This window comes from Gordonia otitidis (assembly GCF_020735545.1).
GTDB lineage: Bacteria > Actinomycetota > Actinomycetes > Mycobacteriales > Mycobacteriaceae > Gordonia > Gordonia otitidis.
This window is the reverse complement of record NZ_CP085974.1, coordinates 2,730,134-2,755,762: the sequence shown is the minus strand read 5'-3', so window position 1 is coordinate 2,755,762 and position 25,629 is coordinate 2,730,134. Positions and strand designations below refer to the sequence as shown.

Annotated in this window: 25 protein-coding genes; 15 read left to right on the top strand and 10 right to left on the bottom strand. The window is 64.6% G+C overall.

Annotation, left to right across the window (positions count from 1 at the left end; translation table 11 throughout):
- Positions 1-27: 27 nt before the first annotated feature.
- The 3 genes from LK459_RS12640 to LK459_RS12630 form a co-directional block, all read right to left on the bottom strand.
- A complete protein-coding gene (locus tag LK459_RS12640; protein WP_227918626.1) occupies positions 28-1,113 on the bottom strand; it encodes a 3,4-dihydroxy-2-butanone-4-phosphate synthase in 1,086 nt (361 codons plus the stop codon).
- Positions 1,114-1,144: 31 nt separating this feature from the next.
- Complete coding sequence (locus LK459_RS12635) at positions 1,145-1,684, bottom strand: flavin reductase family protein (RefSeq protein WP_007239299.1); 540 nt, start codon at positions 1,682-1,684, stop codon at positions 1,145-1,147.
- Positions 1,685-1,845: 161 nt separating this feature from the next.
- Positions 1,846-2,940, bottom strand: a complete 1,095-nt coding sequence (locus LK459_RS12630) for a zinc-binding dehydrogenase (RefSeq protein ID WP_227918624.1) — start codon at positions 2,938-2,940, stop codon at positions 1,846-1,848.
- A gap of 136 nt (positions 2,941-3,076) precedes the next feature.
- Here LK459_RS12630 and LK459_RS12625 point away from each other — a divergent pair, with 136 nt between their 5' ends.
- Positions 3,077-3,790, top strand: coding sequence for a GntR family transcriptional regulator (locus LK459_RS12625; RefSeq protein WP_227918617.1), 714 nt, complete (start codon positions 3,077-3,079; stop codon positions 3,788-3,790).
- 5 nt (positions 3,791-3,795) lie between these two features.
- On the opposite strand, the gene LK459_RS12620 is transcribed toward LK459_RS12625, so the two are convergent.
- From LK459_RS12620 to LK459_RS12605, 4 genes are read right to left on the bottom strand one after another with little or no spacing between them, the layout of a single operon-like run.
- Positions 3,796-5,031, bottom strand: coding sequence for an acyl-CoA dehydrogenase family protein (locus LK459_RS12620; RefSeq protein ID WP_227918615.1), 1,236 nt, complete (start codon positions 5,029-5,031; stop codon positions 3,796-3,798).
- Complete coding sequence (locus tag LK459_RS12615) at positions 5,028-7,004, bottom strand: hydantoinase B/oxoprolinase family protein (protein ID WP_227918613.1); 1,977 nt, start codon at positions 7,002-7,004, stop codon at positions 5,028-5,030. The genes LK459_RS12620 and LK459_RS12615 overlap by 4 nt, the downstream gene beginning before the upstream one ends.
- A complete protein-coding gene (locus tag LK459_RS12610) occupies positions 7,001-9,034 on the bottom strand; it encodes a hydantoinase/oxoprolinase family protein (RefSeq protein WP_227918611.1) in 2,034 nt (677 codons plus the stop codon). Before LK459_RS12610 ends, LK459_RS12615 begins: the two co-directional genes overlap by 4 nt.
- Positions 9,035-9,039: 5 nt before the next feature.
- Positions 9,040-9,294 (bottom strand): hypothetical protein, encoded by a 255-nt coding sequence (locus LK459_RS12605; RefSeq protein ID WP_227918610.1) that lies wholly within the window; start codon positions 9,292-9,294, stop codon positions 9,040-9,042.
- Positions 9,295-9,467: 173 nt separating this feature from the next.
- On the opposite strand from LK459_RS12605, the gene LK459_RS12600 reads away from it, so the two are divergent.
- Positions 9,468-10,394, top strand: coding sequence for an AraC family transcriptional regulator (locus LK459_RS12600; protein WP_227918608.1), 927 nt, complete (start codon positions 9,468-9,470; stop codon positions 10,392-10,394).
- Positions 10,395-10,447: 53 nt separating this feature from the next.
- Here the strand turns inward: LK459_RS12600 and LK459_RS12595 are convergent, their stop codons facing one another.
- Positions 10,448-10,846, bottom strand: a complete 399-nt coding sequence (locus LK459_RS12595) for a carboxymuconolactone decarboxylase family protein (RefSeq protein WP_064862740.1) — start codon at positions 10,844-10,846, stop codon at positions 10,448-10,450.
- 208 nt (positions 10,847-11,054) lie between these two features.
- On the opposite strand from LK459_RS12595, the gene LK459_RS12590 reads away from it, so the two are divergent.
- From LK459_RS12590 to LK459_RS12570, 5 genes are read left to right on the top strand one after another with little or no spacing between them, the layout of a single operon-like run.
- Positions 11,055-11,924: an N-acyl homoserine lactonase family protein gene (locus LK459_RS12590; RefSeq protein WP_227918607.1), complete on the top strand. Its 870-nt coding sequence runs from the start codon at positions 11,055-11,057 to the stop codon at positions 11,922-11,924.
- A complete protein-coding gene (locus tag LK459_RS12585; protein ID WP_227918606.1) occupies positions 11,917-12,855 on the top strand; it encodes an NAD(P)-dependent oxidoreductase in 939 nt (312 codons plus the stop codon). Before LK459_RS12590 ends, LK459_RS12585 begins: the two co-directional genes overlap by 8 nt.
- A complete protein-coding gene (locus tag LK459_RS12580) occupies positions 12,852-13,301 on the top strand; it encodes a cupin domain-containing protein (RefSeq protein WP_227918605.1) in 450 nt (149 codons plus the stop codon). The genes LK459_RS12585 and LK459_RS12580 overlap by 4 nt, the downstream gene beginning before the upstream one ends.
- Positions 13,298-15,004 carry an NAD(P)-binding domain-containing protein gene (locus tag LK459_RS12575; RefSeq protein WP_227918604.1) on the top strand — a complete coding sequence of 569 codons (1,707 nt, stop codon included), beginning with the start codon at positions 13,298-13,300 and terminating at the stop codon, positions 15,002-15,004. Before LK459_RS12580 ends, LK459_RS12575 begins: the two co-directional genes overlap by 4 nt.
- Before the next feature lie 2 nt (positions 15,005-15,006).
- A complete protein-coding gene (locus LK459_RS12570) occupies positions 15,007-15,846 on the top strand; it encodes an SDR family NAD(P)-dependent oxidoreductase (protein ID WP_227918602.1) in 840 nt (279 codons plus the stop codon).
- 75 nt (positions 15,847-15,921) lie between these two features.
- Here LK459_RS12570 and LK459_RS12565 read toward each other — a convergent pair whose 3' ends face one another.
- Positions 15,922-16,572 carry an alpha/beta hydrolase gene (locus LK459_RS12565; protein WP_227918600.1) on the bottom strand — a complete coding sequence of 217 codons (651 nt, stop codon included), beginning with the start codon at positions 16,570-16,572 and terminating at the stop codon, positions 15,922-15,924.
- Positions 16,573-16,681: 109 nt separating this feature from the next.
- Positions 16,682-17,671, bottom strand: coding sequence for a helix-turn-helix transcriptional regulator (locus tag LK459_RS12560; RefSeq protein ID WP_227918598.1), 990 nt, complete (start codon positions 17,669-17,671; stop codon positions 16,682-16,684).
- A gap of 200 nt (positions 17,672-17,871) precedes the next feature.
- On the opposite strand from LK459_RS12560, the gene LK459_RS12555 reads away from it, so the two are divergent.
- The 8 genes from LK459_RS12555 to LK459_RS12520 all read left to right on the top strand — a co-directional run bounded on the left by LK459_RS12555 (position 17,872) and on the right by LK459_RS12520 (position 25,567).
- The gene (locus LK459_RS12555; RefSeq protein ID WP_227918597.1) at positions 17,872-18,978 is read left to right on the top strand and encodes a zinc-binding dehydrogenase; all 1,107 of its coding nucleotides are present in this window, start codon (positions 17,872-17,874) and stop codon (positions 18,976-18,978) included.
- Positions 18,975-19,712 (top strand): SDR family NAD(P)-dependent oxidoreductase, encoded by a 738-nt coding sequence (locus LK459_RS12550; protein ID WP_227918596.1) that lies wholly within the window; start codon positions 18,975-18,977, stop codon positions 19,710-19,712. Before LK459_RS12555 ends, LK459_RS12550 begins: the two co-directional genes overlap by 4 nt.
- Before the next feature lie 66 nt (positions 19,713-19,778).
- Entirely contained in the window at positions 19,779-21,014 is a 1,236-nt protein-coding gene (locus LK459_RS12545) for an acyl-CoA dehydrogenase family protein (protein WP_227918595.1), read from the top strand.
- 94 nt (positions 21,015-21,108) lie between these two features.
- On the top strand, positions 21,109-22,065 hold the full coding sequence (locus LK459_RS12540) for a VOC family protein (protein WP_005168801.1): 957 nt from the start codon (positions 21,109-21,111) through the stop codon (positions 22,063-22,065).
- 124 nt (positions 22,066-22,189) lie between these two features.
- Positions 22,190-23,269: an ABC transporter permease gene (locus LK459_RS12535; protein ID WP_227918594.1), complete on the top strand. Its 1,080-nt coding sequence runs from the start codon at positions 22,190-22,192 to the stop codon at positions 23,267-23,269.
- Positions 23,266-24,102 (top strand): ABC transporter ATP-binding protein, encoded by an 837-nt coding sequence (locus tag LK459_RS12530; RefSeq protein WP_227918593.1) that lies wholly within the window; start codon positions 23,266-23,268, stop codon positions 24,100-24,102. The genes LK459_RS12535 and LK459_RS12530 overlap by 4 nt, the downstream gene beginning before the upstream one ends.
- The gene (locus tag LK459_RS12525) at positions 24,099-24,974 is read left to right on the top strand and encodes an ABC transporter ATP-binding protein (protein WP_227918591.1); all 876 of its coding nucleotides are present in this window, start codon (positions 24,099-24,101) and stop codon (positions 24,972-24,974) included. The genes LK459_RS12530 and LK459_RS12525 overlap by 4 nt, the downstream gene beginning before the upstream one ends.
- Entirely contained in the window at positions 24,971-25,567 is a 597-nt protein-coding gene (locus LK459_RS12520; protein ID WP_227918589.1) for a TetR/AcrR family transcriptional regulator, read from the top strand. The genes LK459_RS12525 and LK459_RS12520 overlap by 4 nt, the downstream gene beginning before the upstream one ends.
- The last annotated feature ends 62 nt before the right edge of the window (positions 25,568-25,629 follow it).

The following is a 25,629-nucleotide window of genomic DNA, read 5'->3' as shown; positions in this document are numbered from 1 at the left end:
CGAGTGAGGCGTATGCAGGGATGACGTTCAGTTCGTCGCTGCGACGGGTTCTCGGGCCGGCAGGTGAGCCCGGTGCGACGAGAGGTTGTCGCGACGCGCCGATGCGGTGCAACCCACTGCGTCGAGTGCCCGGGTCACGAGGGTCGGCGCGAGGATCTGCGTCAGTCGCGACGTCGACGGCACGTACACGGTCACCGTATCTGTCGACGACGCGGTAGCGAAAGCTGTCGACAAGCCGGTGAGCAGCCCTGCGACACCCTCTACCTGGCGGACCTCTACGACGACTTCCGACTCTCGACGCAACTGCGCCGGCGCGACAACGTGGCACGGCGTCGAGAGACCGACGCCGTCGATCTGATAAATGCGGACGGTGTCATTTGCCTCGACCAGAACCGCAGCCTCGGGTGAACGTCCGTCCCGATGAGCCACCGCCATACGAATATCGTTGTGCGTCAGCACAACCAGCGAATGTTGTGCCGCGAAGTCCAACAGCTCGCGTCGGCTCGGCAGCGAGGTGATGCCCTCACCGACCATCGCGCCGTACATCGCCACCGGATTCTTGCCGGTGGCGCGCACGAGTTCGACGACGAACTCGGGCACTGATGCATCCGCGGTGAGCACGCCTGTCGGCGCCGCGGCGACGGGGATGACGTGACCCGGACGTGTCAGATCACCCGGAACCGTCGCCTCGTCGGCGAGTACGTGCGCCGTCCGAGCACGATCGGTCGCCGAGATCCCGGTGCCGATGCCGGTCGCAGCATCCACTGCTATCCGATAGTCGAATCGACTGCGATCCGGTGCGTCCGACTCCCAGGCCGGCGGCAGTCCGAGCTTGCGACACCGTTCGGATTCCATTGCCACGCAGAGATACCCGGAGCTGTGACGCACCAGGAACGACACCGCGCCAACCCGCGCCTGCTCGGCGCAGATCACCAAGTGGCCCGCGGCCTCGTCACCGTCGTCGTCGACGAGCAGTACCGGCTTGCCCGACAACAGTTCCTCACGCGCATGGTGGATGCGGTTGATGCACGACGTGGAACGCACGAAGGACTTCCGGAGCTTGGTGGCGTCATAGTGCTCGACGAAGCCGTCGTTGCTGGTGAGGGTTGTCATGATCGTCTCCTTCTGGCAAACGTGTGGTTGATCAGCTCACGCGTGAATGCTCGCCGAGTGTGTGCCATGCGCGGTCGTGGTAGACGAGGGGCACCGACGGATCGGCATCGTTGTCGATGTGGGTCTCGAGCACTTCGACGGTCAGGACCGTCGCGGTCCCCGCGATGACGCGATCGACGACCTTTCCGCGCATCCATCGTGCGGCCGGTTGCAGCAGCGGTTCTCCGCTGGGCAGTCGCGTCCAGGTGGAGCGGTCGGCGAACCGGTCGATGCCACTCGTGGCGAAGGTGAGTGCATGGTGCATCTGGTCGGCCGTCATCATGTGCACCACGACGGTGTCCGCTGCGGCGATCGTCGGCGCCGCGGACGAGGCGTTCGACAGCGAGAAGACGATCATGGGCGGAGTGGCGGACACCGACGACACCGATGTCGCGGTCAGCCCCGCGGGCCCATTCCCTGCGTCTGCGGTGATGACCGCGACCCCCGCGGGATGGTCCCGGAAGATGGCCCGGTAGCTGTCGGCATCGACGCGGGGTGCCGCCTCGGCGCCAATGGGATTCGTGGTTGTCATCGCTGCTCCTCCGTGCTCGGAAACCGAGACCCTTACGTCTGTCGATTTCCCAGATGTCTTGTGGATTGCTTTCACGGTATGGCGTGATGCACGTCACCCACATCGGAGAAATGTGCACATCCGTGTCGATAACGTGAAGCACGATGCTGCGGGCGAAGAGGTCAGTTCACGATCATGGGTGTCAACTCTGTGCGCCGCCCAGCGGCGTCGAGTGCCCCGTTCACGTCGCCGAGCCGATAACGATTACCCAGCAGCGCGGCCGCATCGAGTTGCCCGGTCTCCAGCCATCGCGTGTACAACGGGATGTCGCGGGTGAACGAGGTGCGTCCCGACTGCGCGCTGCGCACGTCCCGACCGCGCAGTGCGAGGTCGAACAGCGGGAGCGTCACTGTCGCGGAGGTGCTTTCGAGCGAGGTGAGCACAACCACTCCCGCCAGGGACGTCGCCCTGAACGCGTCGACGACAGCGCCGGAGGTCCCGCCGGCGTCGAAGCCGTAGTCGACCCCGATGCCCGCGGTCAGATCCTTGATGCACCCGACGACGTCGACCGCGCCGGAGTCGATGACGTCCGTCGCGCCCAGCCGGAGCGCGCTGCTACGACGCGACTCGTCCGGATCGGCTGCGATGATGCGGTCCGCCCCGGCCAGACGCGCCCCCTGCACCATCCACAGCCCCACCTGGCCACAACCGATGATCGCCACTGAACTGCCGGGACGCACCTGCGCCACGTTGAGCACCGCTCCGACGCCGGAACAGATCCCGCAGCCGATCATCGAGAGCCATTCGGCCGGGAGATCGCTGCGCACGGCGAACACCCCGATCTCCCGGACGACAACGACCTCGGCGTAGCTGCCGACGTTGCCGTATGCGGTGACGGGTACTCCGTCGGTGGTCGAGCCGATCACAGCCGGCGGCGCGAACAGCTCGGCGCACTGATCCATTCGCCCGTGCGCGCACCACTGACAGCGACCGCATTCGGGCGTGGCGGGAACGATCACACGATCACCGGCGCGGACCCTGGTGACGTCGGCTCCCACGTCGACCACTTCACCCACCGCAGCATGCCCCAGAATCGTCGGCAGGATTCCGCGAGCGGCGATCCCCAGCGCTCCGCGCACGCCGAGCCAGTCGGTGATGCAGAACGGGGTCGCCTCGACTCGAACGACGACGCCGGTCGGGGCCGGCGGCCGAAAGTCGATCTCCAGGTACTCCAGCGGGGCGTCCTCGGCGACCATCACTGCTGCATGCGCGCGCATTCGCGACCTTTCCTCAGGTGTATCGGACGATATGACAATGAGAGTCTTCTGCCGTCGTCGCCGGGTATGAGCACCTCACCACCAACTCCTGTTTCGTAGACTTGTCGTACAGGTGTGAAGCGGGTAGGGAGAGCGCGTGGCTGCCAGTAGAGAAGTGTCACCGAGCAAGACGCTGGCCGAGAGCTGGACGCCCGGTCCGGTGGGGCGGGTGGCAGCTCCGCTACGCGAACAGGTCATCGACGCACTGCGCGCGGCCATACTCGACTTCACACTCGCCCCCGGCCAACGTCTGATCGAACGAGAACTCATCGAACAACTGGGTGTCTCCCGCACCACGGTGCGTGAGGCGCTGCGCGAGTTGACCTCCGAGGGGTTGATCACCGTCGTGCCGCAGAAGGGCGCCATCGTCAGTTCCCCGTCGGTGGAGGAAGCGCAGGAACTCTACGAGGCGCGTCGTCGTCTCGAGGGACTCCTGGTCCGACGGTTCGTCGAGCGTGCGGCAAGGTCGCAGATCATCGCGTTGGCCGCAGCCGCGGAGGCGTTCGCCGAAGCGACGGAATCCGGTGAACCGCTGCGCATTCTCGACGCCGTGGATGACTATCACGCCGTGATCGTGGCGGGCGCGCGTAGCCCGGTCCTCGAATCCCTGGTCGGGAATCTGCAGAGCAGACTGCGCGTGCTGCGGGCTCAGGGCATGCCCGCCGACCATTCGGTTTCGATCGACAAGCTCCGCGGCGTGGTCGACGCGGCACGAGACGGCGACGCCGACCGCGCTGAAGAGCTCTACGACGACCACCTGCGGGTCGCCGCAGACAACGCGGTGCGGAGCCTGCGGCGACTCGCGGTCTAGCTCAATCAGAAGACCAGCGGTTCTCCGAAGTGGAAGTGCGACAACGAATTGAACGTCACGTCCCACTGTGCGGCGATGTGCGTCTTGTACATCGCGACGTCACGGTAGTACTTCTCCATCGACGAGCCCTTCTTGGCGGACGTGCTGCCCGCAGTGGAGAACGCGAGATCCACGGCATCGTTGGCGATCCGGGCCGCGGTCTGCACGATCCCACGTAGGCGTGCATCCTGCTCCGGGGTGAACTCCTCGCCAGTATCGACCCACTTCCGGCCGAGTGCCTCGTGCTGACGCACGGCGGAGATCAGCAGGTTCTCGGCCGAATCAATCTGTGCGAGTAGGTTTCCGAACCACCGGTGGTACTCGGGGGTCTGGATGCGCGGGGTCCGCGGCGGGAAGCTGGCCGGGCGCGCCTCCATCAACTCCTCGAACTGGTCGATCGCCGCCCACGCCGCGCCGACCTGCGTCGCCACGAGTTCTGCGTTGAAGTAGGTGAGCGTACGACCGAGGTACATCGGATTCTTGTGCAGCCGGTACCCGGGTGTGCCCTCGGTCCCGAGCACGTGGTCGCGGAAGTCGTAGACGACACTGAGGTGATCGGGAACCAGAACGTCTTCCGCGGTGATCGAGTTCGAACTCGAGGCACGCATACCGATTGTCTGGTCGCCGCCCCAGTCGTCGAGGATGGTGTACGAGGACCGGGGGATGATGAAGATCCGTTGCTCACCTGCCTCGCCGTCGGGGCCTTCTGTCCGTGCGAGCACCATCGCATGGGTGCTCCATGCTGAACCGGAGCAGTAGTCCCATCGCCCGCTGAGTCGATAGCCGCCCGGCACCTTGACAGCCTTGCCCGACGGCACCGTTCGACCGGGAGCGATGAACGTTCCCGCGAACAGTTCCTCCTGTGCCTGCTCGTCGAAGAAGCATGCCACGTGGTAGGCGTGACCCGCGCCGAGGATGAAGCTCCACCCCACTCCCGGGTCTGCACGCGAGATCTCGATGCCGAGGCGCATGAAGTCGTCGAGGCCCATCTCGAAGCCACCGTAGCGGCGCGGAACCAGTGCCCGATAGAACCCCGCGTCCAGGAATTCCTCGTGGATCTCGGCACTGTAGCCGCCGAGGTCCTCGTGCTGTGCCTGCATCTTCCGTAGCCGCGGACGCAGGTCTGCCGCACGGGCGATCAGGGTGTCGACAACCGATCGATTGTCGACGGCGCTCGGTGGCGCGAACAAGCTGCCGGTCATCGTCGCTGTCCTTCCGTCTGTGTGTTCCCCGTGTGGGGCTTTCTCAGGGCATTCGTCGCCTGTTCGTCCAGGACCAGGCCCTCGGGATCGTTCTCGGGATCGCCGATCACCACGACGCCGTAGTCTCGCGCAGCGCCTTCCACCGACACGTACTGATCACGGACGTCGATGAGTACCTTCTGCGGATCACGGGTGAACGGGTCTCCCCAACCGCCGCCGGCGTTGGTGACATAACGGATCACCGAATTGGCTCGAGAGACGTTGCGGTCGGCGGAGAACGGGTACACGAATTCACCGTCGTCGGACGGAAGGTGCGTCTCGGGGTCGACGACCCCGGCCCACGGCGTTGCGGCACGATACGACGCGTCGTCGGCATCAGGCGCCGACACCGCACCGTCGGATCCCGGCTCGAACATCCAGATGCCACCGCGGGCACCGTCTTTGCCGCCCTGTGCGCCGAAACCCGCTGCGTTCTTGTACCGCAACGATGTCAGGGAGTGTCCGGCGTCGAGCTTCCACACCGTATCCCGGAGCACCGCAGCACCACCACGGAAATGACCGGGCCCAGCGGAGTCGATCTTCATCTCATGTCGCAGAACAACGGCAGGAGCGTTCTTCTCGATCGCTTCGATGGGAGGTGCTACGCCGTTGGCCTGATAGCTCATGCACTGACTGTCGGCATCACCGAACTGGTTGGCACCGTAGGGGCCCACCTCTCCACCACACTGCAGCGCCGACACCCACTGCGTTCCGTCCGGCAGTTCACCGAAAGCGGTATGCAGGTCGGCACTGCCACGATCGCCGCCGATCGCGGCGTCACCCACCGCATCGGCGAGCGCACGCAGCATGGCGGTCAGGATGATCTGATTCTGTTCCCAGTACATGAAGACACAACCGTCGGGCGGAAGCGCCGACAGCATGGTGCCCTCCGGCAAGACGATGTCGACGTTGCGGTAGAGGCCGGAGTTGAACCGCCCGTGCGGGAGGAAGAGGTACTTGAGGGCGATGCCCACCGATGTCTTGGTGTCCCACGCGGTGGCGTTGACGGAGCTACGCGCCTGCCGTGACGTCCCGGAGAAGTCCACCTCAATGCGCGCGCCCCGCTTGCGGATCGCGACCTCGAGCGAATAGTGCTCGGTGTCGTCGACCCCGTCGCAGTCGATCTGCTCGCTCCCCGTCCAGTCGCCGTCGGCGAGCACCGACAACGCGGTTGCCATGGATTCGGCACCGAGGTCGCAGACGTAGCGCATGGTGCCGTGCACCGCCGCCAGTCCGTATCGCTCGACGGACTCGAGCAACAGTTGTTCGCCGAGTTCGAGGCTGGAGCAGATCGTCAGCATGTCCGGGTAGAGGATGTCGGCCATCCGGACGTTGTCGAAGATCAGATTCCAGGTCTCGGGGACCTTCTCGCCCTTGTGCACCAAGAGGCGTGGTGAGATCACCAGCCCGTTCTCGTAGACGTTTCGTTTCGTCGCACTGAAGCCGCCCGGAACCACACCACCCATATCCAGTTGGTGCGCATTGAGATTGACGAAGCCGATGATCCTGCCGTCGACGAAGACCGGCCGGATGAATGTCAGGTCGTTGTTGTGGTTGCCCGTGCGGTAGGGGTCGTTGGAGATGAGCACGTCGCCTTCGGCGAGGTTCTCCGGACCGAACTCCTCGACCGTGTTGGCGACCCCGTCCAGTGCGGTGCCAGCCATCAGCACGATGCCGTTGCTCGCCGCAGGCACAAGGTAATCGAGGTCCGTCGGTCCGCTGATGGTGCACGCGAGGTCGTAGAAGTCGCGGAGCACCGGCGAGAATGCACCGGTCAGCAGGCGAGCACTCATGTGTTCGACGAGGTAGTCGAAACGGTTGCTCAGAACGGTGGCGGTGTATCGATCGCACCCGTAGAGGTGGGTGAACATCTCGGCGTCGAGATCACGTATCTGCGACGACTCCACGGGAGCCGCCTGTTCGACGAGTGTCATTTCGTCTTCCTTTCGATGATGAGCTCGCCGCACCGCCCGACGAGTGCCGTCTGCTCGGGCAGGACGATGGTGGTGGACAGGTCTTCGCGAATCACCGCGGGACCCTCCACGGTCGCACCCACGGCGAGCTCTGCCCGCTGGTACTCGCCCGCAGTGACCGGGGTGTCGGTGAGGTATTCCAGAGTGATCAACCTGTCGGGCGATGCGGTGAACGGTGCCCGGTTCTCGACGGGGATGTACTCCACCTTCTCCGAGGGAACGATCAACTCGACGCGATAGGTGACGCCTTCCACCGGGATCTGCTCGAAGCGATGGCCGTTGCGGTCCTCGTAGGCGCGGTGGAATGCCGCGATCATGTCGCCCACGGTGTCCTGTGTGATCGTGTCGCCGGTGATCTCGATGAAGGGTGTTTCCCAACTCTGGCCGAGTAGGCGTCCGTCGAAGCTCCGCCTGACCCTGAGGTCTGCGCCCGCGGCACCGACGCGTTCGCGCAGGGTGCGCTCCATCTCGTCGAAGACCTCGGCCACCTGGTCGGCGTTGTCCGGGGACAACACCATGTATGCACTACGTGATTCGTAGAAGACCTGATCGGTAGAGAGCAGTCCGAGCGCGGAGAAGAGCCCGGGGTACGGCGGAATGATCGCGTTCTTCAGTGGCAGCAGGTCGAGCACCGCCGGCAACAGCATGGGTCCAGCAGCACCGTAGGACATGAGCGCGAAGTCGCGGATGTCGACGCCGTGCCGCACAGCAACATTGAGGACTTCTTCGGCGATGTTCGACACCGCAAGCCAGTACGCCGAGGCGACACGTTCAGAGAAGTCGATCGGAGTGTCGAGCGCTTCGAACGCCGCGCGTGAAGCCTCCTTGTCGAGGAACATCTCACCTGCGGCGAACGCCTCGCCGTCGAGGATGCCCATCAACAGGCAGGCGTCGGTCACTGCGGGCTGGGTGCCCCCGCGCCCGTAGCAGGCCGGTCCCGGTTCTGCACCTGCCGACCCCGGACCGACCTGAATGCCGCCCGACGGCGCGATCCCGACCAGACTGCCGCCGCCTGCACCGACGCTGTACACCTCGGTCGAGAGCGCATTGATCACGAGATCGTGCTCGAGCTCGAAGGTGTTCTCGATGAACGGCTTTCCGTCGACGATCAACGACACGTCCGTCGATGTCCCGCCGACATCGGCGCAGAGGAGGTTGTTCTCTCCGATGGCGGCGCCGAGTCGCACACTGGAGATGGTGCCTGCCGCCGGCCCGGCGAACAGGATGCGGAACGGGCGATTGAGCGCCTCCTGCCACGGCAGAAGTGTTGCCGCACAGTCGGCGAAGTTCAACTCGCCGTCGAAACCGAGTTCCCGCAGCTCGCGATCGATGTGAGCTGAGTAGTCGGTGAAGATCAGCTTCATGAAGACGTCGATGACCGTCGTCGACGCGCGCGTGTATTCCTTTGCCAGGGGCGATGTCTCGGAGGAGATGGACACCACCATGTCGTCACCGAGAACCTCGTGCACGAGTTCCCTGAGGCGGATCTCGTGCGCCGGGTTGACGTAGCTGTTGATGGTACAGATGGCGATGCCTTCGACGCCGCACTTGCCGAGCACCTCGAGCTGATGCCGCGCACTGGACTCGTCGAGTTCGATGAGAACGTTTCCGTCGGCGGTGACACGCTCGACGACGCCGCGCCGCAGGTATCTCGGCACCAGCGGCCGGTTGGCATCGCCGAACGACCGACGCCATGCGGGATCGGTCTGGGCGTCCAGCGGGCGGTGCACGTTTCCCCGGTCGAGGACGTCCCGGAAACCGTCCGTGGTCAGATATGCGATCTTGGGCAGTCGCCGCTCGATGACCGCGTTGAGCCCCATGGTGCTGGCGTGGTTGAAGACAGTGCTACCGGCCACGCCGAGTCTCTTGGCACCCTCGACAACCGGCGCCGGGGGATTGGAACGACTACTGGGCACCTTGGTCACCGAGATCTTGCCGTCGCGCACCGCGACGACGTCAGTGAAGGTACCGCCGACATCAACTCCGAACATCGTGCTCACTCCCCCCTCTGCCCGACGCCAGCGGCTGTCCTGGCGGGTACGACAGGTGTGAACGAACCCAGCCTCGGTGTCCTCGTCTTGGTCACCGTGTACAGGCAGTCCTGGCATTTGGTGACGTCCCACCAGCCACCCTCGCCGAGCACCCGGTACTCGGCGACTGCCGTTGAACTGCCGCATTCCGGGCAGGTCTCGTCGACCGGTGATCGCTGGGCGTAGAGCCGCTCCTGCGTCGGCCGTGGAAAGTTGTGCATCGCTACCGATTCCTTTCAGACGTCTCGATCGCATTCGGACGATCGCCGCTCGACCGCGCCGCCCCTGGACTTGTTGTACGATTGTCATACAATCATGACGAGTCATGGGTCACACCGGAGGTTCTGTGTTGCGCGGTTCACAGATGAATGTAGATGCTGATCGATGCGCAGGCATGGGCCAAAAGCGCACACCACTGTCGGGTGGACGCACTGGCGGCAGGTTCTCGGGCCCCGGCCCCGGCCGATCACCGGCTGTGCGATCGTTCACGGCTCCGGCAACCAATGTCCGGGTCACCGAGTTGATCTCCGAAGACGTTGCCGGACAAAGCTTTCCCACCTATCCGGACTCATCGTCGACGGTGGTGCGAGTCCAGCTCACCGGGCACAGCAGAGTCGGTTCCGGAACCACCGAAACGACGCTGAGGCCCGGTGACACGGGGGTGCTCACCAGCCGGACGGCTACCACGGCGGCTTCACCCGACAGCCGCAGCGTCGACTTGTCGATTCCCTGGAGTGAGGTGGAGATACCTCTTGCAGAGTTCGGACTGACGGCGATCCGCGCGGGTCAGGGGTCGCTCACGGGGGCGCTCACCCATCTGTTGAACACCATCGTTGCAGGCTATGAGATGCTCGATGGCCGCCAGCGCTACCGGGTCATGCGGAGCGCCGCCCAACTCGGACTCGCGGTGATCCTCGACGACTGCGACGGGAGCTGGTCGGAATCCGACCCGCACGTCGTCCTGTTGCGGGAGATGTATCGTCACATCGAGGAGCGTCTGCCTGATCCCGATCTCGACGTCAACGAGCTCGCGGCCGCGCATCATCTCTCAGTTCGGCACGTGCACAACATCTTCCGACTCAGCGGTCAGAGCGCTGCAGCGCGAATCCGGGAGCGCCGGGTGGCGCGCGCGTGCGAAGAGCTCGCCGACCCGGTGAAGGTGGACGTACCGGTGGCCACCATCGCCACACATTGGGGCTTCTCCGGTGCATCGCACTTCGGTCAGGTATTCAAGAGCACCACCGGCGAGACACCCGCGGCATTTCGTCTTCGCACCACCGCGCGACGCACCCCGGACGCGGTACCCATGTCGGCACGGTAGCGTCCGGGGTCGAACGAATCGTCAGGCGCCCGGGTCGTCAGGCGCGCGAGTCGTCAGGCGTTGACGCGGATCTCCGAGAGGGTTGCCTCTGCAATCCGGAACGACTCCAATGCCGCGGGCACCCCGGCATAGATCGCGGTCTGGATCAGCACTTCCTGGATTTCTTCCTCGGTGCAGCCATTGGTGACAGCGCCGCGAACGTGAACTGCCAACTCATGTCCGCGATTGAGTGTTGTGAGCATGGCGAGGTTCAGCAGGCTCCGCGTCTTGCGATCCAGCCCCGGACGCGTCCACACCGCACCCCAGCAGTACTCGGTGACCAATTCCTGTATGGGCCGCGAGAATTCGGTGACATTGTCGAGTGAGCGTTGCACGTGCGCCGCCCCGAGCACCGTCTTACGCATCTCGATGCCCTCGCGATATGTCTCGTCGTGCGTGTCGTCGAACTTCATGGTTCCTCCTGCATTGATTGTCATACATCCGAGTCATGGCCGTCTGATCCAACGCTCAGCCTATTGACGTCTCGGGGTAAGGAGATCTAGAAATCGCGCTGTCCGGCTTAAGATTTGCGCACAGATCAGCTGCCGTCGATCAACGCCATAGGCATGGGCCGGATATTGCCTTACCGTATGACATCTCAGTCCTCGGCCCCGGGGACACATGCACAACGGAAATCCGGTGAACCTGATGGACGACGACGTCTACGAGGTGCTCGCAGTGCGCTACGCGTCGAGGCAGACGCTGCGTAGCCTCGTGTATCTCAATCATCATCTCTACGACGAGCCCGACGGCCCGATCGGCATGGACTATTTCATCTGGATCGTGCGAAACGCTCAGCGCACCTTCGTCGTCGACACCGGATACAGCGTCGAGGGCGGGCGGGCACGCCAACGCGGCCACCTCATCCACCCCGCTGATGCACTCACGGCCCTCGACGTGGACCCTGATGACGCCACCGTGATCCTGACCCACGCTCACTACGATCACGCCGGCAACCTCGACCTGTTCCCGCGGTCGCCGATCATCACCCCGAAGACCGAGTTCGATTTCTGGACCGGAGAGATGGCGCATCGCTTGCAGTTTCGACATTCTGCCGAGACACGGGAGCTTGAGTTGCTCGGCGAGATCGCACGCCAGGGACGAATGACCTTCTTCGTGGGTCGTTCTGACATCGCTCCGGGAATCGAGTTGATCGAACTCGGCGGTCATTCCCCGGGGCAGGCGATCGTCCTGGTCAACACCGAGGCGGGCACCGTCCTGCTCAGTTCGGACGCGACGCACTACTACGAGGAGATCGAGCGGGACATGCCGTTCCTCGTCGTCGCCGACCTCGAGGCGATGTACGCCGGCTTCGACACGATGAAGCGCATCGTCGCCGAGCGAAACGCCATCCTGGTGCCCGGCCATGATCCGGAGGTCATGACGCGCTTCCCCGCGCACGACACCGCAGAGTTCGCGGTCGTCATCGCCCCTACGCCAACACCATCGCGCTGCGTCGCAGCCACACAGAGAGGAGCAGACGTTGTCTGACGTCACATCACAGAAGCCCGGACGCGGCGGTCCCGTCGGATTCATCGGCCTGGGCAACATGGGCGGCCGTATGGCACGCTGCCTCGTCGACGCCGGAGTCGAGGTGATCGGCTTCGACACCGTGGCAGCCAACGTGGCCGACTGCGGTGCGACCGGTGCCACCTCGGTCAAGGATGTGCTCAGCAGTGCGGACGTCGTGTTACTGTCGCTGCCGCACAGCCGCATCGTCGAGAGCGTCGTCAGGGGCGCCGACGGAATCCTCGAGCACTGCTCGCCGGGACAGATCGTCGTCGACCTCAGCACCTCCGAACCCGCGTCCACCAAGGTGATCGCGGCCGAACTCGCCGAACGCGACGTCGCCCTGCTCGATGCCGGGATCTCCGGCGGAGCAGCTGCGGCGGAAAAGGGCGCGCTGACCCTCATGGTCGGCGGCCGGCGGGACGTTCTCGAATCCGCACGCCCGATCCTCGATCTCTTTTCCGCCAAGGTCTTTCATTGCGGCGACGTCGGCGCGGGCCACACCGTGAAGCTGCTGAACAACTTCCTCAACGCGATCTCGCTGTCGGCGACAGCCGAGGTGATGGTCGCCGGACGCAAGGCCGGGCTCGACCTCGACGTACTGCTCGACGTGTTGAACAGCAGTTCCGGCGTCAACTTCGCGACCCAGAACCGCTTCCCGAAGATCATCCACGGCGACTACCTCGAAGGCGGTCTCACCAACTCGTTGATGATGAAAGACGTCCTCGCGTACTGCGATCTGGCCGCGGGTCTCGGCGTCACGAGTCCCAACTCGTCCGCACCGGTTGCCGCCTTCGGCCTCGCGATCCAACTCGGCTACGCCGACCGCATCAGCAACACGGTCGTCGACGCGATCGGCGACCTCTCCGGGAACGTTCGCCTACAACCCACCACGAACGAGGACAACGCATGAAACTCATTCACTCCGTCGACCACTCGGGCACCGCAGGCAAGACAGGGTCGAAGTTCACCGGCAACGTGTACAACTACCTGACCATGCCCGCCACCGATGGGATCACCATCAACTCGGTCAACTTCACTCCCGGGGCGCGCACCTTCTGGCATCACCACGAGCACGGCCAGATCCTGCAGGTCCTGGCAGGCGAAGGTCTGATCGGGACCGAAACCGAGGTCCGCAGGCTCAAGGCCGGCGACACGGTCTGGTGCCCACCCGGTGAGAAACACTGGCACGGTGCGGGAGCCGAGTCGTTCATGACGCACACCGCCATCTCCCTGGGAGTCACCACCTGGGCCGACCCACTCGACGACGCCGACTTCGTGGCGGCGGCCGAGACGGTCGAGGCGGTTGCGGCCGACACGAACTCATCCGACGAGAGCAGCGTGGGAGCGCTCCGATGAGCACCGAGGTCCTTCCCGACATCGCACTCATCGGACTGGGAAACATGGGCTCCCCGATGGCTGCGCGTCTGATCGGCGCCGGATATCGGGTCACCGGCTTCGACCTCGACCCCGCGGCTCGGGATCGGTTGACCGCCAACGGTGGTACCGGCGTTGCCACGGCCATCGAGGCGGCACGGGCGGCGTCGGTGGTCATCCTCATGCTGCCCAACTCCACGGTCGTTGAAGCCGTCGTCCGGGATCTGCTCGACGCTGCTGCACTCGCGCCCGGAAGTGTCGTCGTCGACATGAGCTCGTCCGATCCGGCGTCGACTCGCGAACTCGCACAGACGTTGTCCGCAGCCGACGTGACCCTGGTCGACGCACCGGTCTCCGGTGGGGTCAAGGGCGCAGAGAACGGCAAGCTCACGATCATGGTTGGCGGCTCCCCCGAGGCTTTCGACACGGTCCGCCCCGTGTTGGAGTCGCTGGGCACCCCGCGGCTCGGCGGCGACGTCGGAGCCGGGCACGCCATCAAGGCGATCAACAACCTGCTCTCGGCCACACACCTGTTGGCCACTGCAGAGGCAGCAGCCGCTGCACAACGCTTCGGACTCGACCCGGCGGTGCTGATCGACATGGTGAACACGTCGAGCGGCCGGAGCGGCTCGACCGACAACAAGTACCCGAACTTCATTCTCCCCGGCACGTACGACTCCGGCTTCGCGCTCGCGCTGATGCTCAAGGACATGAAGATCGCCACCGACCTGGCCGCAAAGGTGGGGGCGCCCGCGCTGCTCGGCGAGCAGGCGGTCGCGATGTGGGAGCGTGCCCAGACCCAACTGGAACCGGGCGCCGACCACACGGAGATCGCACGTTGGATCGACAACAACGTCGACGATCCCGTGGCCGAAGATTCCGGAGCGGACTCAGAAGCATCGAAGAATGCGCTCGCTCAACGCATTCGGGATATTCATGGGACTTGGGACGACGGTTGGCAGTCGATTCTCGACCTGCGGCCGGCCTTTCTCGCCGCCTATGCCGACCTCGCCGAGGTTCCGTGGAAGAAGAACCATCTCGACGACAAGACCAAGGAACTGATCTACCTCGCGGTCGACGCCGCCGCGACGCATCTGCACAGCCCCGGCGTTCGTCAACACATCAGGGCCGCACTCGACCACGGGGCCACGCCCGACGAGATCATGGAAACCATCGAGCTGACCGCAACGCTCGGTATTCACGCGATGAATATCGGTGTGCCCCTGCTCACCGAGGTGCTCGAGGAGGAGGGTCTGCGCGACACGCCGGCCGAACTGACCTCATACCAGCGGTCCCTGCAGGAGCAGTTCACCACCGAGCGCGGCTACTGGCATGAGTTCTGGGACGAGATCCTCGAACTCGATCCCGAGATGTTCCAGGCGTACACCGAGTTCTCGGCATTGCCGTGGCGCACGGGGTCCCTCTCGCCCAAGGTCAAAGAACTGATCTACATCGCATTCGACTCTGCCGCGACACATCTCTACGTCAAAGGCTGGAAGCTACACATTCGCAACGCAATTCACCACGGCGCGACGAAGGAGGAGATCCTTGAAGTGATGGAGATCTCCAGCGCGCTGGGCTTCCAGTCCGCGACGACCGCTTTTCCCATTCTCGCAGACGAACTCGACCGCCGGTCACGTCGGTCGGCGTCGTCGCCCGATGCCATCGGAGGTTCACACTCATGACCATGACCGGATTGAAGGGGCGGGTGGCGGTCGTCACCGGAGCCGCAGGTGGTCTCGGGCGCGCTGCCGCCGTCCGCCTCGCCGACGAGGGTGTGCACATCGTCGCCGTCGACCTCGACGAAGCCGCAGCACGTGAGGTCGCATCTGCGCTGTCGACCGAGTCGATCGGGGTGGGCGCAGACGTGACCAGCGAGAGCGGCGTCGACAGCTACCTCGCCGCCGCGCTCGATCGATTCGACGCGGTGGACTTCCACTTCCTCAACGCCGGTATCGCGGGATCGACTGCCCCCCTGGTCGACGTCTCTGTCGACGAGTGGGATGCGGTGATGGCCGTGAACCTCCGTGGCCCGTTTCTCGGGATTCGTGGCGCGTTCCGCGAGTTCCACAAGACGGGTGGGCACGGCGCGATCGTCGTCACCTCGTCGATCGCCGGATTGCGCGGCAGCAACGATCTGCTGGCATACACGACGTCGAAGCACGGCGTCATCGGGCTCGTCCACGGCGCAGCCGTCTACGGCGGCCCCATCGGAGTGCGGGTCAACGGCATCGCGCCGGGTATCGTCCCGACGCAGATCTTCGGCCCTGCTGGGCGCGACGACATGATCCGTCGCGCCGGTACCTCACCGCTGCGACGGCCGGGACGTCCAGAGGAGATCGCCGGTTCGGCGGCCTACCTGTTCAGCGACGACGCCACGTACGTGACCGGCGAGATCCTCTCTGTCGACGGGGGCGCTAACATCCAGAACACCAATCGCAACGCGGGCGGTGCGGGCTTGTGGGACGTCTCGGTCACCGATCTCGATCTGTTGCACCGGCACGGTGCAGCGGCAAGCAGTCGGTAGCGCACCCCGCAGACGAAAAACGTGCTCCGCGGCCCCGGATTCCGGGCACCGCGGAGCACGTTTCTGTCGCGGCCACTAGGTGCGCGAGATGGTCTTCTCGCGACACAACAACGTCCGTGCGGCGTCGATCGCCTCATCGGTGATGATGTGCTCGTCGCCCGGAACGATCAGGGCGTCGACATCGGCCCCAGCTGCGCGGAGCGCGGTGACAGTCTGCGTGACCCGCTCGGGCGGCACGAAGGGATCGTGCTCGATACTGCGCACCACCACAGGAACACCGTCGAGCGACTGAGACTGCGCCACAACGTCTTCAGGTCCGATGTACCCGCCGGTGAACAGGATGATCCCGCCGACGGGCCGCGGGCGCGTCAGCGCCCAGTGCGCCAGCAGACACGCGCCCTGTGAGAAGCCCCAGACGACGAGCCGCGCGGTATCGACCCCCGACTCGACAAGCGCGTCGACGCGTGCATCGATGGTATCGAGGGCGTGATCGAGACTCGGCTGATTGGCATCGATCGGTTCGAGGAACGGTCGGGGATACCACGAGTCGCCGTCGGCGGCAGGTGCGAAATACCGTACATCTGCGACATCGAGTCGATGCGATTGCTCCCTCATGAAGTCCGGACTCTGCCCACGCCCGTGCACGGCCAGTACGGCGGTCGTCATATCGGAGGGCTCGGCGCCCCACTCGATCAACGGAGAAGAAAGATGAGGGTTCGACGCCACGCTGCGCTCCGTCCACTAGTCGGTGATTCGTGAGCGTATCCCGCGTCGATCATCGCGCCCTGTTGCGTTCGCGCACCGATCTGTCGTGGACGCGCACGGTTGCGAGGGGTCAGCCGAGTCCCGGATGTATAGAGGCGCGGTAGGCGGCCGGGGTGACGCCGATCCGCTCCTTGAACAGGTTGCCGAAATGCGAGGGATTCGCGAAGCCGCAGCGCATCGCGATTTGCCCGACGGGCACCGTCAGCTGGGCAGGGTCGGCGAGTTCGCGTTGCGCCAGTTCGATCCGCCGTGTCCGGATTCGTTCGGCGGCAGTCTGGCCCGCCCCCCGAAACACGTTGTGCACCTGCCGAACCGAGACATAGTGGGCGTCAGCGAGTTGCTTCACGTCCAACTCGGGGTCGTCGAGGTGATCTTCGATGTAGGCGAACAGTTGCTCGCGCAGCCGCTGCGTCGGGTCCTTCGGGATCACCGACTCGCCGACCTCCTGCAGGACCAGCGTCACAGCGAGGTCAACCGCGCTGCGGAGAGCTCTGGCCCGTTGGGCCGGACCGACTTTCGGGAGGGTCTCGTTGAGGGAAATCAGCAGCCCCGCCACCGCGGGGGTCAATCCACGCTCAGGTCCCAGCGTGCGCGCCTGCACATGCCGGATGTAGTCGATCGGAATACTGATGGCATTCGACGGAAGCGTCAGGCACAGACTGCGGTAGTCGTCGCTGCTGGCCACGAGTCCGACGCGGTCGGCGCTGTAGAAGCCGATGTCCCCGGGCCGGAACACGCATCGTTGGCCGTCGACCTCCATCGTGGCGTGGCCGTTCAGTTGCAACGAGAGCATGTGGACGGGAGTCGCGCCGTCACGTCCTGCCGGGTCGTGATAGGCCTCGTGCTTGCCGGTTTCCAAGTCGCACAGCCCGATTCCGTCGGCCACGTGCGCCCGAAGTCTGCCGTGGAAGTCGCTGGTCGAATCGGGCCGCACGTCGAATCGGGTGGTGAGCGCGGCGATCGCCGGACCCCACTCCTCGACGCTGAGATCGTGATCGCCCAACCAGGCGGCCGAGTGGGCCTCTCGCTCTCGACTTGCGTCGTCGCAAATCTTTGTCACTGCAGTAGTTCTTTCTCGCCACGGACGCTGACGTCCTCACTGTGAGGGTGTTCGCATCCACAACATCGGTGTGCACACATCCGTGATGGCAGTGATGCCCGTCACGAATAGCTTCGAGTGTGACACGCAATCAGGGCGATGTCACCCCCACTGATCAGCACAGGGACCACACGCCCACCACGACTTTCTGGAGGATTCCGATGAAGGCAGTCGTCGTTCCCGAGGCGGGCAGGCTCGAGGTGATCGACGTGACCCTTCGGGAGCCGGAGGCAGGCGAGGTGCATGTCCGTCTCGACGCGGCGGCGATGTGCATCACCGACACCCTGAGTGTCTGCGGCGACGGGCTAACCCCGTTTCCGCTCATCCCCGGACACAGTGCAACGGGAACCGTCGTGGCGGTCGGACCGGACACCACCCGAGTCGCGGCCGGCGACCGGGTGATCGTGGTCGGTTCGGCCCAGTGCACCCACTGCTATTACTGCGAGCACGACGCCCCCGGCGCCTGCGAGCAGATCTTCGACGGCATGTCCCGGGTCATCGGCACCGACTCCGACGGTCGGGCTGTCCATGCCGACGGCGGGGTCGCGACCATGGCCGAGGAGATGATCTACCGCGAATCCAACGTGGTCGTCGTGTCCAGCGCCGCCGATCCGAAGCACCTGGCAATGCTCGGCTGCGGCATCGTCTCGGGTCTCGGGGCAGTATTCGACGTCGCGCAGGTCAGGGCCGGAAATTCGGTGGCGGTTCTCGGCTGCGGGCATCTCGGACTGTGGATGATCCAGGCTGCAGTTCTTGCCGGTGCCGGTCGAATCATCGCCGTCGAGCCCATCGAGTCCCGGCGCCTACTCGCAGGCGAACTCGGGGCCACCGACCTCGTCGACCCGGAGGAGTCGGATCCCGTCGCGCAGGTGAAGGCACTCACCGATGGACGCGGCGTCGACGTCGCCCTCGAAGCCGCCGGGCGCACCGCAGCCATGGAGCAGGCGTTTGCGATGACGCGTGGCGGCGGGACGGTCGTGCCGACCGGAATGGAAAGCCCCAGTGCCACGGTCACCCTGCACGGGTACGAGTTCGCGATCGGGTCGAAGCGAATTCTGAGTTCCCAGACCGGCGGCGGCGACATCATCTCGATGATCCCCAGATTCGCGGAGATGCTCGACACAGGTGCGCTGAATCCGTCGGCGATCGTCACGGACGTCTACGAGATGGCCGACATCGAGACCGCGTTCGACGACATGCGAAATCGCAAGGGAATCACCGGAATCGTCCGGCTCAACACGCAAGCACAGAGTGAGGAAGCACAGTGAATCGATTCGACGGGAAGGTCGCCATCGTGACCGGAGCGGCGGGAGGAATCGGCCGCGCAACAGCTCAGCGCCTCGCCGACGAGGGCGCCGTCGTCATCGCCACCGATATCAATGACGCCGACGCACAACAGATCACCAAGGAACTGCGAGTCCCGTTCTCGCGCGGGTCGTTCGCCACGCTCGACGTCACCGACGAAGACGGCTGGGACGCGGTGGTCGAGCAGACACTCGCCGAGCACGGCCGCATCGATGCGCTCGTCAACAACGCGGGTATCGGCGACCTCCGCACGATCGAAGAGAGTACGCGGGAGAGCTATGAGCACGTGATCGCCATCCTGCAGACCGGCGCTTTTCTCGGGATGAAGGCGGTCGGCCCCGCACTCAAGGAGACCGGGGGCTCCGTCGTCAACGTCAGCTCCATGTTCGGATTCGTCGGAACCGCAACGGTGTCACCCGCCTATCACGCGGCCAAAGGCGCACTCCGCAGCATGAGTAAGGGCACTGCGGTCGCGTGGGCGCCCGACGGTGTCCGCGTCAACTCCGTCCATCCCGGCTTCATCGACACCGCGATGCTCGGTGGGGCCGACGACTCCGTCTTCGCACCGGTGATCCCCATGGCGCGTGTCGGTCGACCGACCGAAGTCGCCGCGGCCATCGCGTTCCTGGCCAGCGACGACGCCGCGTACGTCACCGGCGCTGAACTCGCCTGCGACGGCGGCTACGTCGCCCAATAGTCCAACGTCACCCAATAGCCCCCGCACCCACATTCACCAACCGAACCCATCCGCATAGGAGTCCAGATGCCCATCCCACCAAGAGAAGTCGCCGTCGTCGATCCGCCGAAGGATCTCACGGTCGCCGAGGCGCTAGCCGTAGTCGCCGACCTCGCCCCGCAGATCCGCGAGGAAGCACCCGAGACGGAGGCGCGCACCTTCTATTCCGAGGACCTGCATCTGGCCTTCATGCGCGCAGGCCTCTACAACATGCTGCGGCCGAGGACTTTCGGCGGCTACGAATTTTCGATCGCCGCCTACCTCAAGGTGGTTCGGGAGATCGCGCGCGCTGACATGAGCACCGCCTGGGGCTTCTGTCTCGCCTCGGCGCACGTGCTGTGGATGGCATCGTGGTGGCCCGAGGAGGCGCAACGCGAGTTCTTCGCCAGCGCGCATACGGCAGCGTGCGGTACGTCGGCTCCCGGCGGAAGGATGACGAAGGTCGACGGCGGCTGGATCGTCAACGGTGTCTTCCCCTATGCCTCCGGCGGCGCGTACTCCACCCACTTCCTCGGCCACGTGTTCCCGGTCAACGAGGACGGCAGTCAGGGTCCGCTGAGCGTGTTCATGGCTCCGCGAGACATCTGGACCGTGCGCGACGACTGGGGTAAGACACTGGGACTCAAGGGCTCCAGCTCGCACACCGTCGAGATCACCGACGGATTCGTCCCCGACTCGCACGTACTCCTCGGCCAGGCGATCACCGACATCGCCGTCGACGGCGGCACTCCCGGGTACGCACTGCACAAGAACCCGATCTACAACGGCCGGGGGCTGTCGACCTTCACGCTCGAACTCGCGAGCCTCGGCGTCGGTGGCGCGCTCGGCGCCCTCGATCAGTACCGGGAGGTCATCACGACCAAGCGGACTGCGTTGCCGCCCATCACGCTTCGGTCGGAGAACCCGACCTACCAACTCTGGTACGCGGATGCGGCAACGCGACTGCAGGTGGCCGAGGCAACGCTCGACGCCGCCGCCGAACAGTTCACCGAGTGTGCGACACGTGCGGCGAAGGGCGAGGGCTCGTTCTCGTTGACCGACGACGCCGGAATCGGACGATGCGCCTACACAGCGCAGGCAGCGGCGTGGCAGGTACTCGAGGGCACGCTCATGAAGACCTCGGGTTCCAGCCACCTCGTGAACGGTTCCCGCATGGAACGGATCTGGCGCGACTTCAGCATGCTGCACAGTCATCAGAACACGATCGTCCAGGACATCACGGCTCCGATCTACGGGTCCGCGCTGCTCACCACCGCATCCTGATCACCCATCACCCACTGAAAAACCTCTGGATAACAACGAAGTTCGCTTCACCCAACAGAACGAAGTTCGCTTCACCATTGAAAGGAAAGAAATCATGGCCTTTGTCGAAGGTTCACACCACGTCACCCTCTCCGTCGCAGGCGCACAGGAGGACGTCGACTTCCACGTCAAGACACTCGGTATGCGCTTCATCAAGCGCACCGTGCTGTTCGACGGCTCGCTGCCGATCTACCACCTCTACTACTCGAACGCCAACGGCGATCCGTCGAGCGTGATCACCACCTTCCCGTGGGCGCAGCAGGGTCGCTTCGGCAAGCCCGGCACCAACCAGGCGCGTGAGGTGCTGCTGTCGGTGCCCACCAACTCGCTCGACTACTGGCACTCCCGTCTGACCGAGCACGACGTCAAGGATGTCCAGGACATCGAGGTGTTCGGACAGCGCCGCTTGGCATTCCGTCATCCGTCGGGCCTGGAGTACGTCTTTGTCACCAACGACAACGATGCACGTGAGGGCTACTCGGGCAACGGTGTTCCGCAGGAGCACGCCATCCACGGAATCCACGGTGTCGGCATCCACGCCCACACCCCGGACCGGATGGTCGACTTCGCCGAGGATGTCTTCTACTCGCAGGGCGACATCATCGAGGACGGCGACCGCGCCGCATTCCGCGTCGGCAACGAGAAGGTGGGCAACTGGGTCGAGCTGGTGGGCAACCGCACCGACGACCAGGGCACCTGGAGCTACGGCGCAGGCACCTATCACCACTTCGCATGGAATGCGTCGAGCCTAGAGAACCAGGACGAGCTGAAGTTCGAGATCGAGGGTGCCGGCTACACGGACATCTCCGAGCTCAAGGACCGCAAGTACTTCAAGTCGGTCTACGTGCGCTCGCCGGGTGGGGCACTGTTCGAGATCGCCGTCACCCACGCCGACGGCGGCTGGGACTGCGACGAGTCGCCGCAGGAACTGGGCATGCGCTTCCAACTCCCGTCGCAGTTCGAGGATCGTCGCGAGGAGATCTTCGGACAGCTGGAGACGATCGAGGACTGATCTCCTGACGTTCTGACCTACAGGGGCGACGGCGCATAGCCGTCGCCCCTGTTTGCGTGTTCACTCCGTAACGATAATTCATCATCTGATGACTTTTGGCGGGCATCGTGCCTACACTCGCCACATGCGAGCGATGATCCTGAAGGAATTCCGCGAGTTGCGGCGCGATCCGCGCACCCTGGCGATGTTGGTCGTACTACCGCTGCTGCTGCTCGTTATCTTCGGGTACGCGGCCAACTTCTACGTGTCGTCGTCGACGACTGCGGTCGTCGGCCCCCAGGCGACGCAGTTCGCGAAGTCGTTGCCGGAGTATTTCGACGTCACGACCATCGACACGAACGGCACCGAGGCCGACGCCTCTGAGCTGCTACGAGACAACAAGGTCGACACCGCCTTCGTCACCGGGCACAGCACACCAGGTCAACCGACCGTCGAGGCACTGCTCGACGGGTCGAATCTGTTTGGCGCCCAAGCAACATCGGGCTTGCTCAACAAGATGAGCAACAGCGTCAAGGTCCGCGTGCTGTTCAACCCGGAACTCAAGACTTCGTGGGTCATGGTCCCCGCGATCATCGGCCTCATCCTCACCTTCATCGGCACGATCGTCACCAGCATCGGTTTGGTACGCGAACGTGAGGCAGGAACCCTCGAACAGTTGGCCGTCATGCCGATCAAGCCAAGCCAGGTGATCCTCGGCAAGATCGCGCCCTACTTCCTTCTCGCGGCCATCGACATGATCATCGTGACCGTGCTCGGAATGTGGCTTTTCGGTGTGCCGTTCAACGGCAATGTCGGGGTCTTCGCGCTCGGCGCCGCCCTGTTCCTGTTCGTCGTCCTCGGACTAGGCGTGCTGATCTCCACCATCTCGCAGACCACCGGGCAGGCCATCCAAACGGCTTTTCTCTTTCTCATGCCACAAATCCTGCTGTCGGGCATGATCTTTCCGCTCGACGCCATGGCGGCCGGCGTCCGCTGGATCGGGTACCTACTCCCGCTCACCTACTTCACGATGATTTCGCAGGGTGTCATGATCCGAGGCGCCTCGATCGGCTCGCTCTGGGTCCCGCTGCTGGTCCTGGCGGTGATGGCCGTCGTCGTGTTCACCGCCGCGACACTGCGTTTCCGTCGCGATCTCGCACCCAATGCACGCGCATCCGCTTCGGCACGAGAGCACGCGGATACGACTAGCGGTGCGGCGTCGTGATCGCCGCAGCGTCGTCAGTGACCGTTCGGTTCGGCGACACCGTCGCTCTCGAGAACCTGTCGGTCGAACTCACCGATGGAACGATTCTGGCTGCGGTCGGAGGTGACGGCGCCGGCAAGACGACGCTCCTGCGAGCTCTTGCGCGAGAGGTGGTCTGCGACTCGGGAACGATCACGTCCCCGGACAAGCAACACCTCGGGTATCTTCCGGCTGGCCCGGGGTGCTGGGCCGCTCTCACCGTGCGGGAGAATCTCGATTTCGTCGGCGAGATGTACGGCCTACGGGGAGACGAACTCGTCGCGCGTCGTGACGAGATGATCAAGCGCGCGGGGCTGACCGTAGCCACTGACCGACCGGCCGGTGCGCTCTCGGGCGGCATGCGGCGTAAGCTCGCCACGTCGATGGCGCTGATTCACCGACCACGTCTTGTCATCCTCGACGAACCGAGCACCGGCGTCGACCCGGTGAGTCGAATCGATCTGTGGCGCATGATCTCCGAGTCCGCAGCAGCGGGATCGGCGGTGATCATGTCGACCACCTATCTCGACGAGGCGGAACGTGCAGCACAGCTACTCGTCCTCGACGAAGGTCGCACGCTGGCACAGGGTTCGTACGCCGACGTGCGCGCGGGATTCACCGGGACCATCACCTCGTCACCTCACCCGATCCGACGCGAGTGGTCGTGGCGTCGAGGACGTGAGCGTCACGAGTACTGGCCCGAGGACTCAACCGAGCGGCCCTCAGCGGGAGCCACCACCGTAGACCCCGACCTGGAGGACATCGTGATCTCGCTGTCACTACGGCGCCAACTCGTTTCAGCGGGTGCTCGATGACCGCCGACCGGCCTCTGATCGCCGCCGACCAGGTGACGAAGCGCTTCGGCGACTTCACGGCGGTCGACGACGTCTCGATGAGTGTCGGCGCCGGGGAGGTCGTCGGACTGCTCGGCGCCAACGGCGCAGGCAAGACAACGCTCATCCGTATCCTGCTCGGGCTTGTGCAACCCACCCGCGGCTCGGTAACCCTGTTCGACGGCCCGCCCGATCAAGGCCGACGAGCCCGATTGGGCTATGTGCCACAGAACCTCGGACTCTATCGCGATCTCACTGTGCGCGAGAACCTCGAATTCTCGACCGGGGCGTATGGCGTCGCGGTGCCGGAACTCCCCAAGGACCTCGCAGCACACCAGAACACGCTTGTCGGGTCATTACCGCTCGGAGCGCAGCGTCGAATCGCATTCCTGGTGGCACTGGCGCACACTCCTGACGCGTTGATCCTCGACGAGCCGACGTCCGGCGTCGACGCGCTCTCACGCGCGCGACTGTGGGATACGATTCGGGGCGAATCGGACCGCGGCACCGCAGTGCTGGTGACCACGCATTACATGGAAGAGGCGCAGGAGTGCGACCGTCTCCTGCTGATGTCGGCGGGAGAACTCGTGGCACAGGGCAGTGAGGCGGACATCGTCGGCGACACCACAGCAGTGCAGGTCGACACCGACGACTGGGCGAAGACCTTCTCCGTGCTCAACGACGCCGACGTCCCTGTGATCCTGTCCGGAACATCGATCCGTGTCGTCGATACCGACCCCGCGAGACTCGAGCAGGTCCTCGACGACGCAGGCATACATGCAAGCGTGACAACAGTTCCCGCGACCATCGAGGAGAAGATGCTCTCGCTTGCGAGGGAGAACGCACCAGCATGAGCGCGCGTAGAACTGGACGACCCCCGTCATCCGATTCCACTGCCACGCGAAACGCCATCCTCTCCGCAAGCCGAGAGCTCCTGTCGGAGAAAGGTTTCGAGCAAACTACCATGCGCGCAATTGCAGGCCGTGCGGGGGTCGACGCAGCCCTGATCCACCACTACTTCGGCAACAAGCGCGCGCTGACGGTCGAGGCCTTGCGGCCAGACGTCGACCCGACGGCAGTGTTCCGGGATACACCGCTTGACGCGGCGCGTCCTGGGCGGGATTTCGTCCGACGCGCGCTGCATCTCTGGGACGACGACGACGCGCAACGACAACGGGCCATCGCACTACTGAGGATTGCGCTGACCGACAAACAAGTGTCGGAGCGCATGGTGGATTTCTATGTTGGCGTGGCGCACGTCGCGCTCGGCGACATCGTCGCAGCTGACGATCGAGACCGCCGGCTCGTTCTCGTCGCCGGGCAGATGCTCAGCCTCGTCACCATGAGGTACGTGTTCGGGCGTCCGGAAATCGCCGACGCGACCGTCGACGAACTGGCCGAGGACGTCGGCCCGCTGATCGAGCAGCTGCTCAAAACAGACCGCTGATAACCATTGTTGCGCGCCGAGGCCCATGAGTTATTCCGCGCGTAACCACCACGAAATACTTC

Bases quoted from the DNA above. Each gene is read 5' to 3' on its own strand.
- LK459_RS12595 (WP_064862740.1), bottom strand. From the start codon at position 10,846: ATGAAGTTCGACGACACGCACGACGAGACATATCGCGAGGGCATCGAG.
- LK459_RS12630 (WP_227918624.1), bottom strand. From the start codon at position 2,940: ATGCGCGCGCATGCAGCAGTGATGGTCGCCGAGGACGCCCCGCTGGAG.
- LK459_RS12570 (WP_227918602.1), top strand. From the start codon at position 15,007: ATGACCGGATTGAAGGGGCGGGTGGCGGTCGTCACCGGAGCCGCAGGT.
- LK459_RS12520 (WP_227918589.1), top strand. From the start codon at position 24,971: ATGAGCGCGCGTAGAACTGGACGACCCCCGTCATCCGATTCCACTGCC.
- LK459_RS12525 (WP_227918591.1), top strand. From the start codon at position 24,099: ATGACCGCCGACCGGCCTCTGATCGCCGCCGACCAGGTGACGAAGCGC.
- LK459_RS12615 (WP_227918613.1), bottom strand. From the start codon at position 7,004: ATGACACTCGTCGAACAGGCGGCTCCCGTGGAGTCGTCGCAGATACGT.
- LK459_RS12575 (WP_227918604.1), top strand. From the start codon at position 13,298: ATGAGCACCGAGGTCCTTCCCGACATCGCACTCATCGGACTGGGAAAC.
- LK459_RS12555 (WP_227918597.1), top strand. From the start codon at position 17,872: ATGAAGGCAGTCGTCGTTCCCGAGGCGGGCAGGCTCGAGGTGATCGAC.
- LK459_RS12600 (WP_227918608.1), top strand. From the start codon at position 9,468: ATGGGCCAAAAGCGCACACCACTGTCGGGTGGACGCACTGGCGGCAGG.
- LK459_RS12580 (WP_227918605.1), top strand. From the start codon at position 12,852: ATGAAACTCATTCACTCCGTCGACCACTCGGGCACCGCAGGCAAGACA.
- LK459_RS12535 (WP_227918594.1), top strand. From the start codon at position 22,190: ATGCGAGCGATGATCCTGAAGGAATTCCGCGAGTTGCGGCGCGATCCG.
- LK459_RS12605 (WP_227918610.1), bottom strand. From the start codon at position 9,294: ATGCACAACTTTCCACGGCCGACGCAGGAGCGGCTCTACGCCCAGCGA.
- LK459_RS12590 (WP_227918607.1), top strand. From the start codon at position 11,055: ATGCACAACGGAAATCCGGTGAACCTGATGGACGACGACGTCTACGAG.
- LK459_RS12540 (WP_005168801.1), top strand. From the start codon at position 21,109: ATGGCCTTTGTCGAAGGTTCACACCACGTCACCCTCTCCGTCGCAGGC.
- LK459_RS12635 (WP_007239299.1), bottom strand. From the start codon at position 1,684: ATGACAACCACGAATCCCATTGGCGCCGAGGCGGCACCCCGCGTCGAT.
- LK459_RS12610 (WP_227918611.1), bottom strand. From the start codon at position 9,034: ATGTTCGGAGTTGATGTCGGCGGTACCTTCACTGACGTCGTCGCGGTG.
- LK459_RS12545 (WP_227918595.1), top strand. From the start codon at position 19,779: ATGCCCATCCCACCAAGAGAAGTCGCCGTCGTCGATCCGCCGAAGGAT.
- LK459_RS12620 (WP_227918615.1), bottom strand. From the start codon at position 5,031: ATGACCGGCAGCTTGTTCGCGCCACCGAGCGCCGTCGACAATCGATCG.
- LK459_RS12640 (WP_227918626.1), bottom strand. From the start codon at position 1,113: ATGACAACCCTCACCAGCAACGACGGCTTCGTCGAGCACTATGACGCC.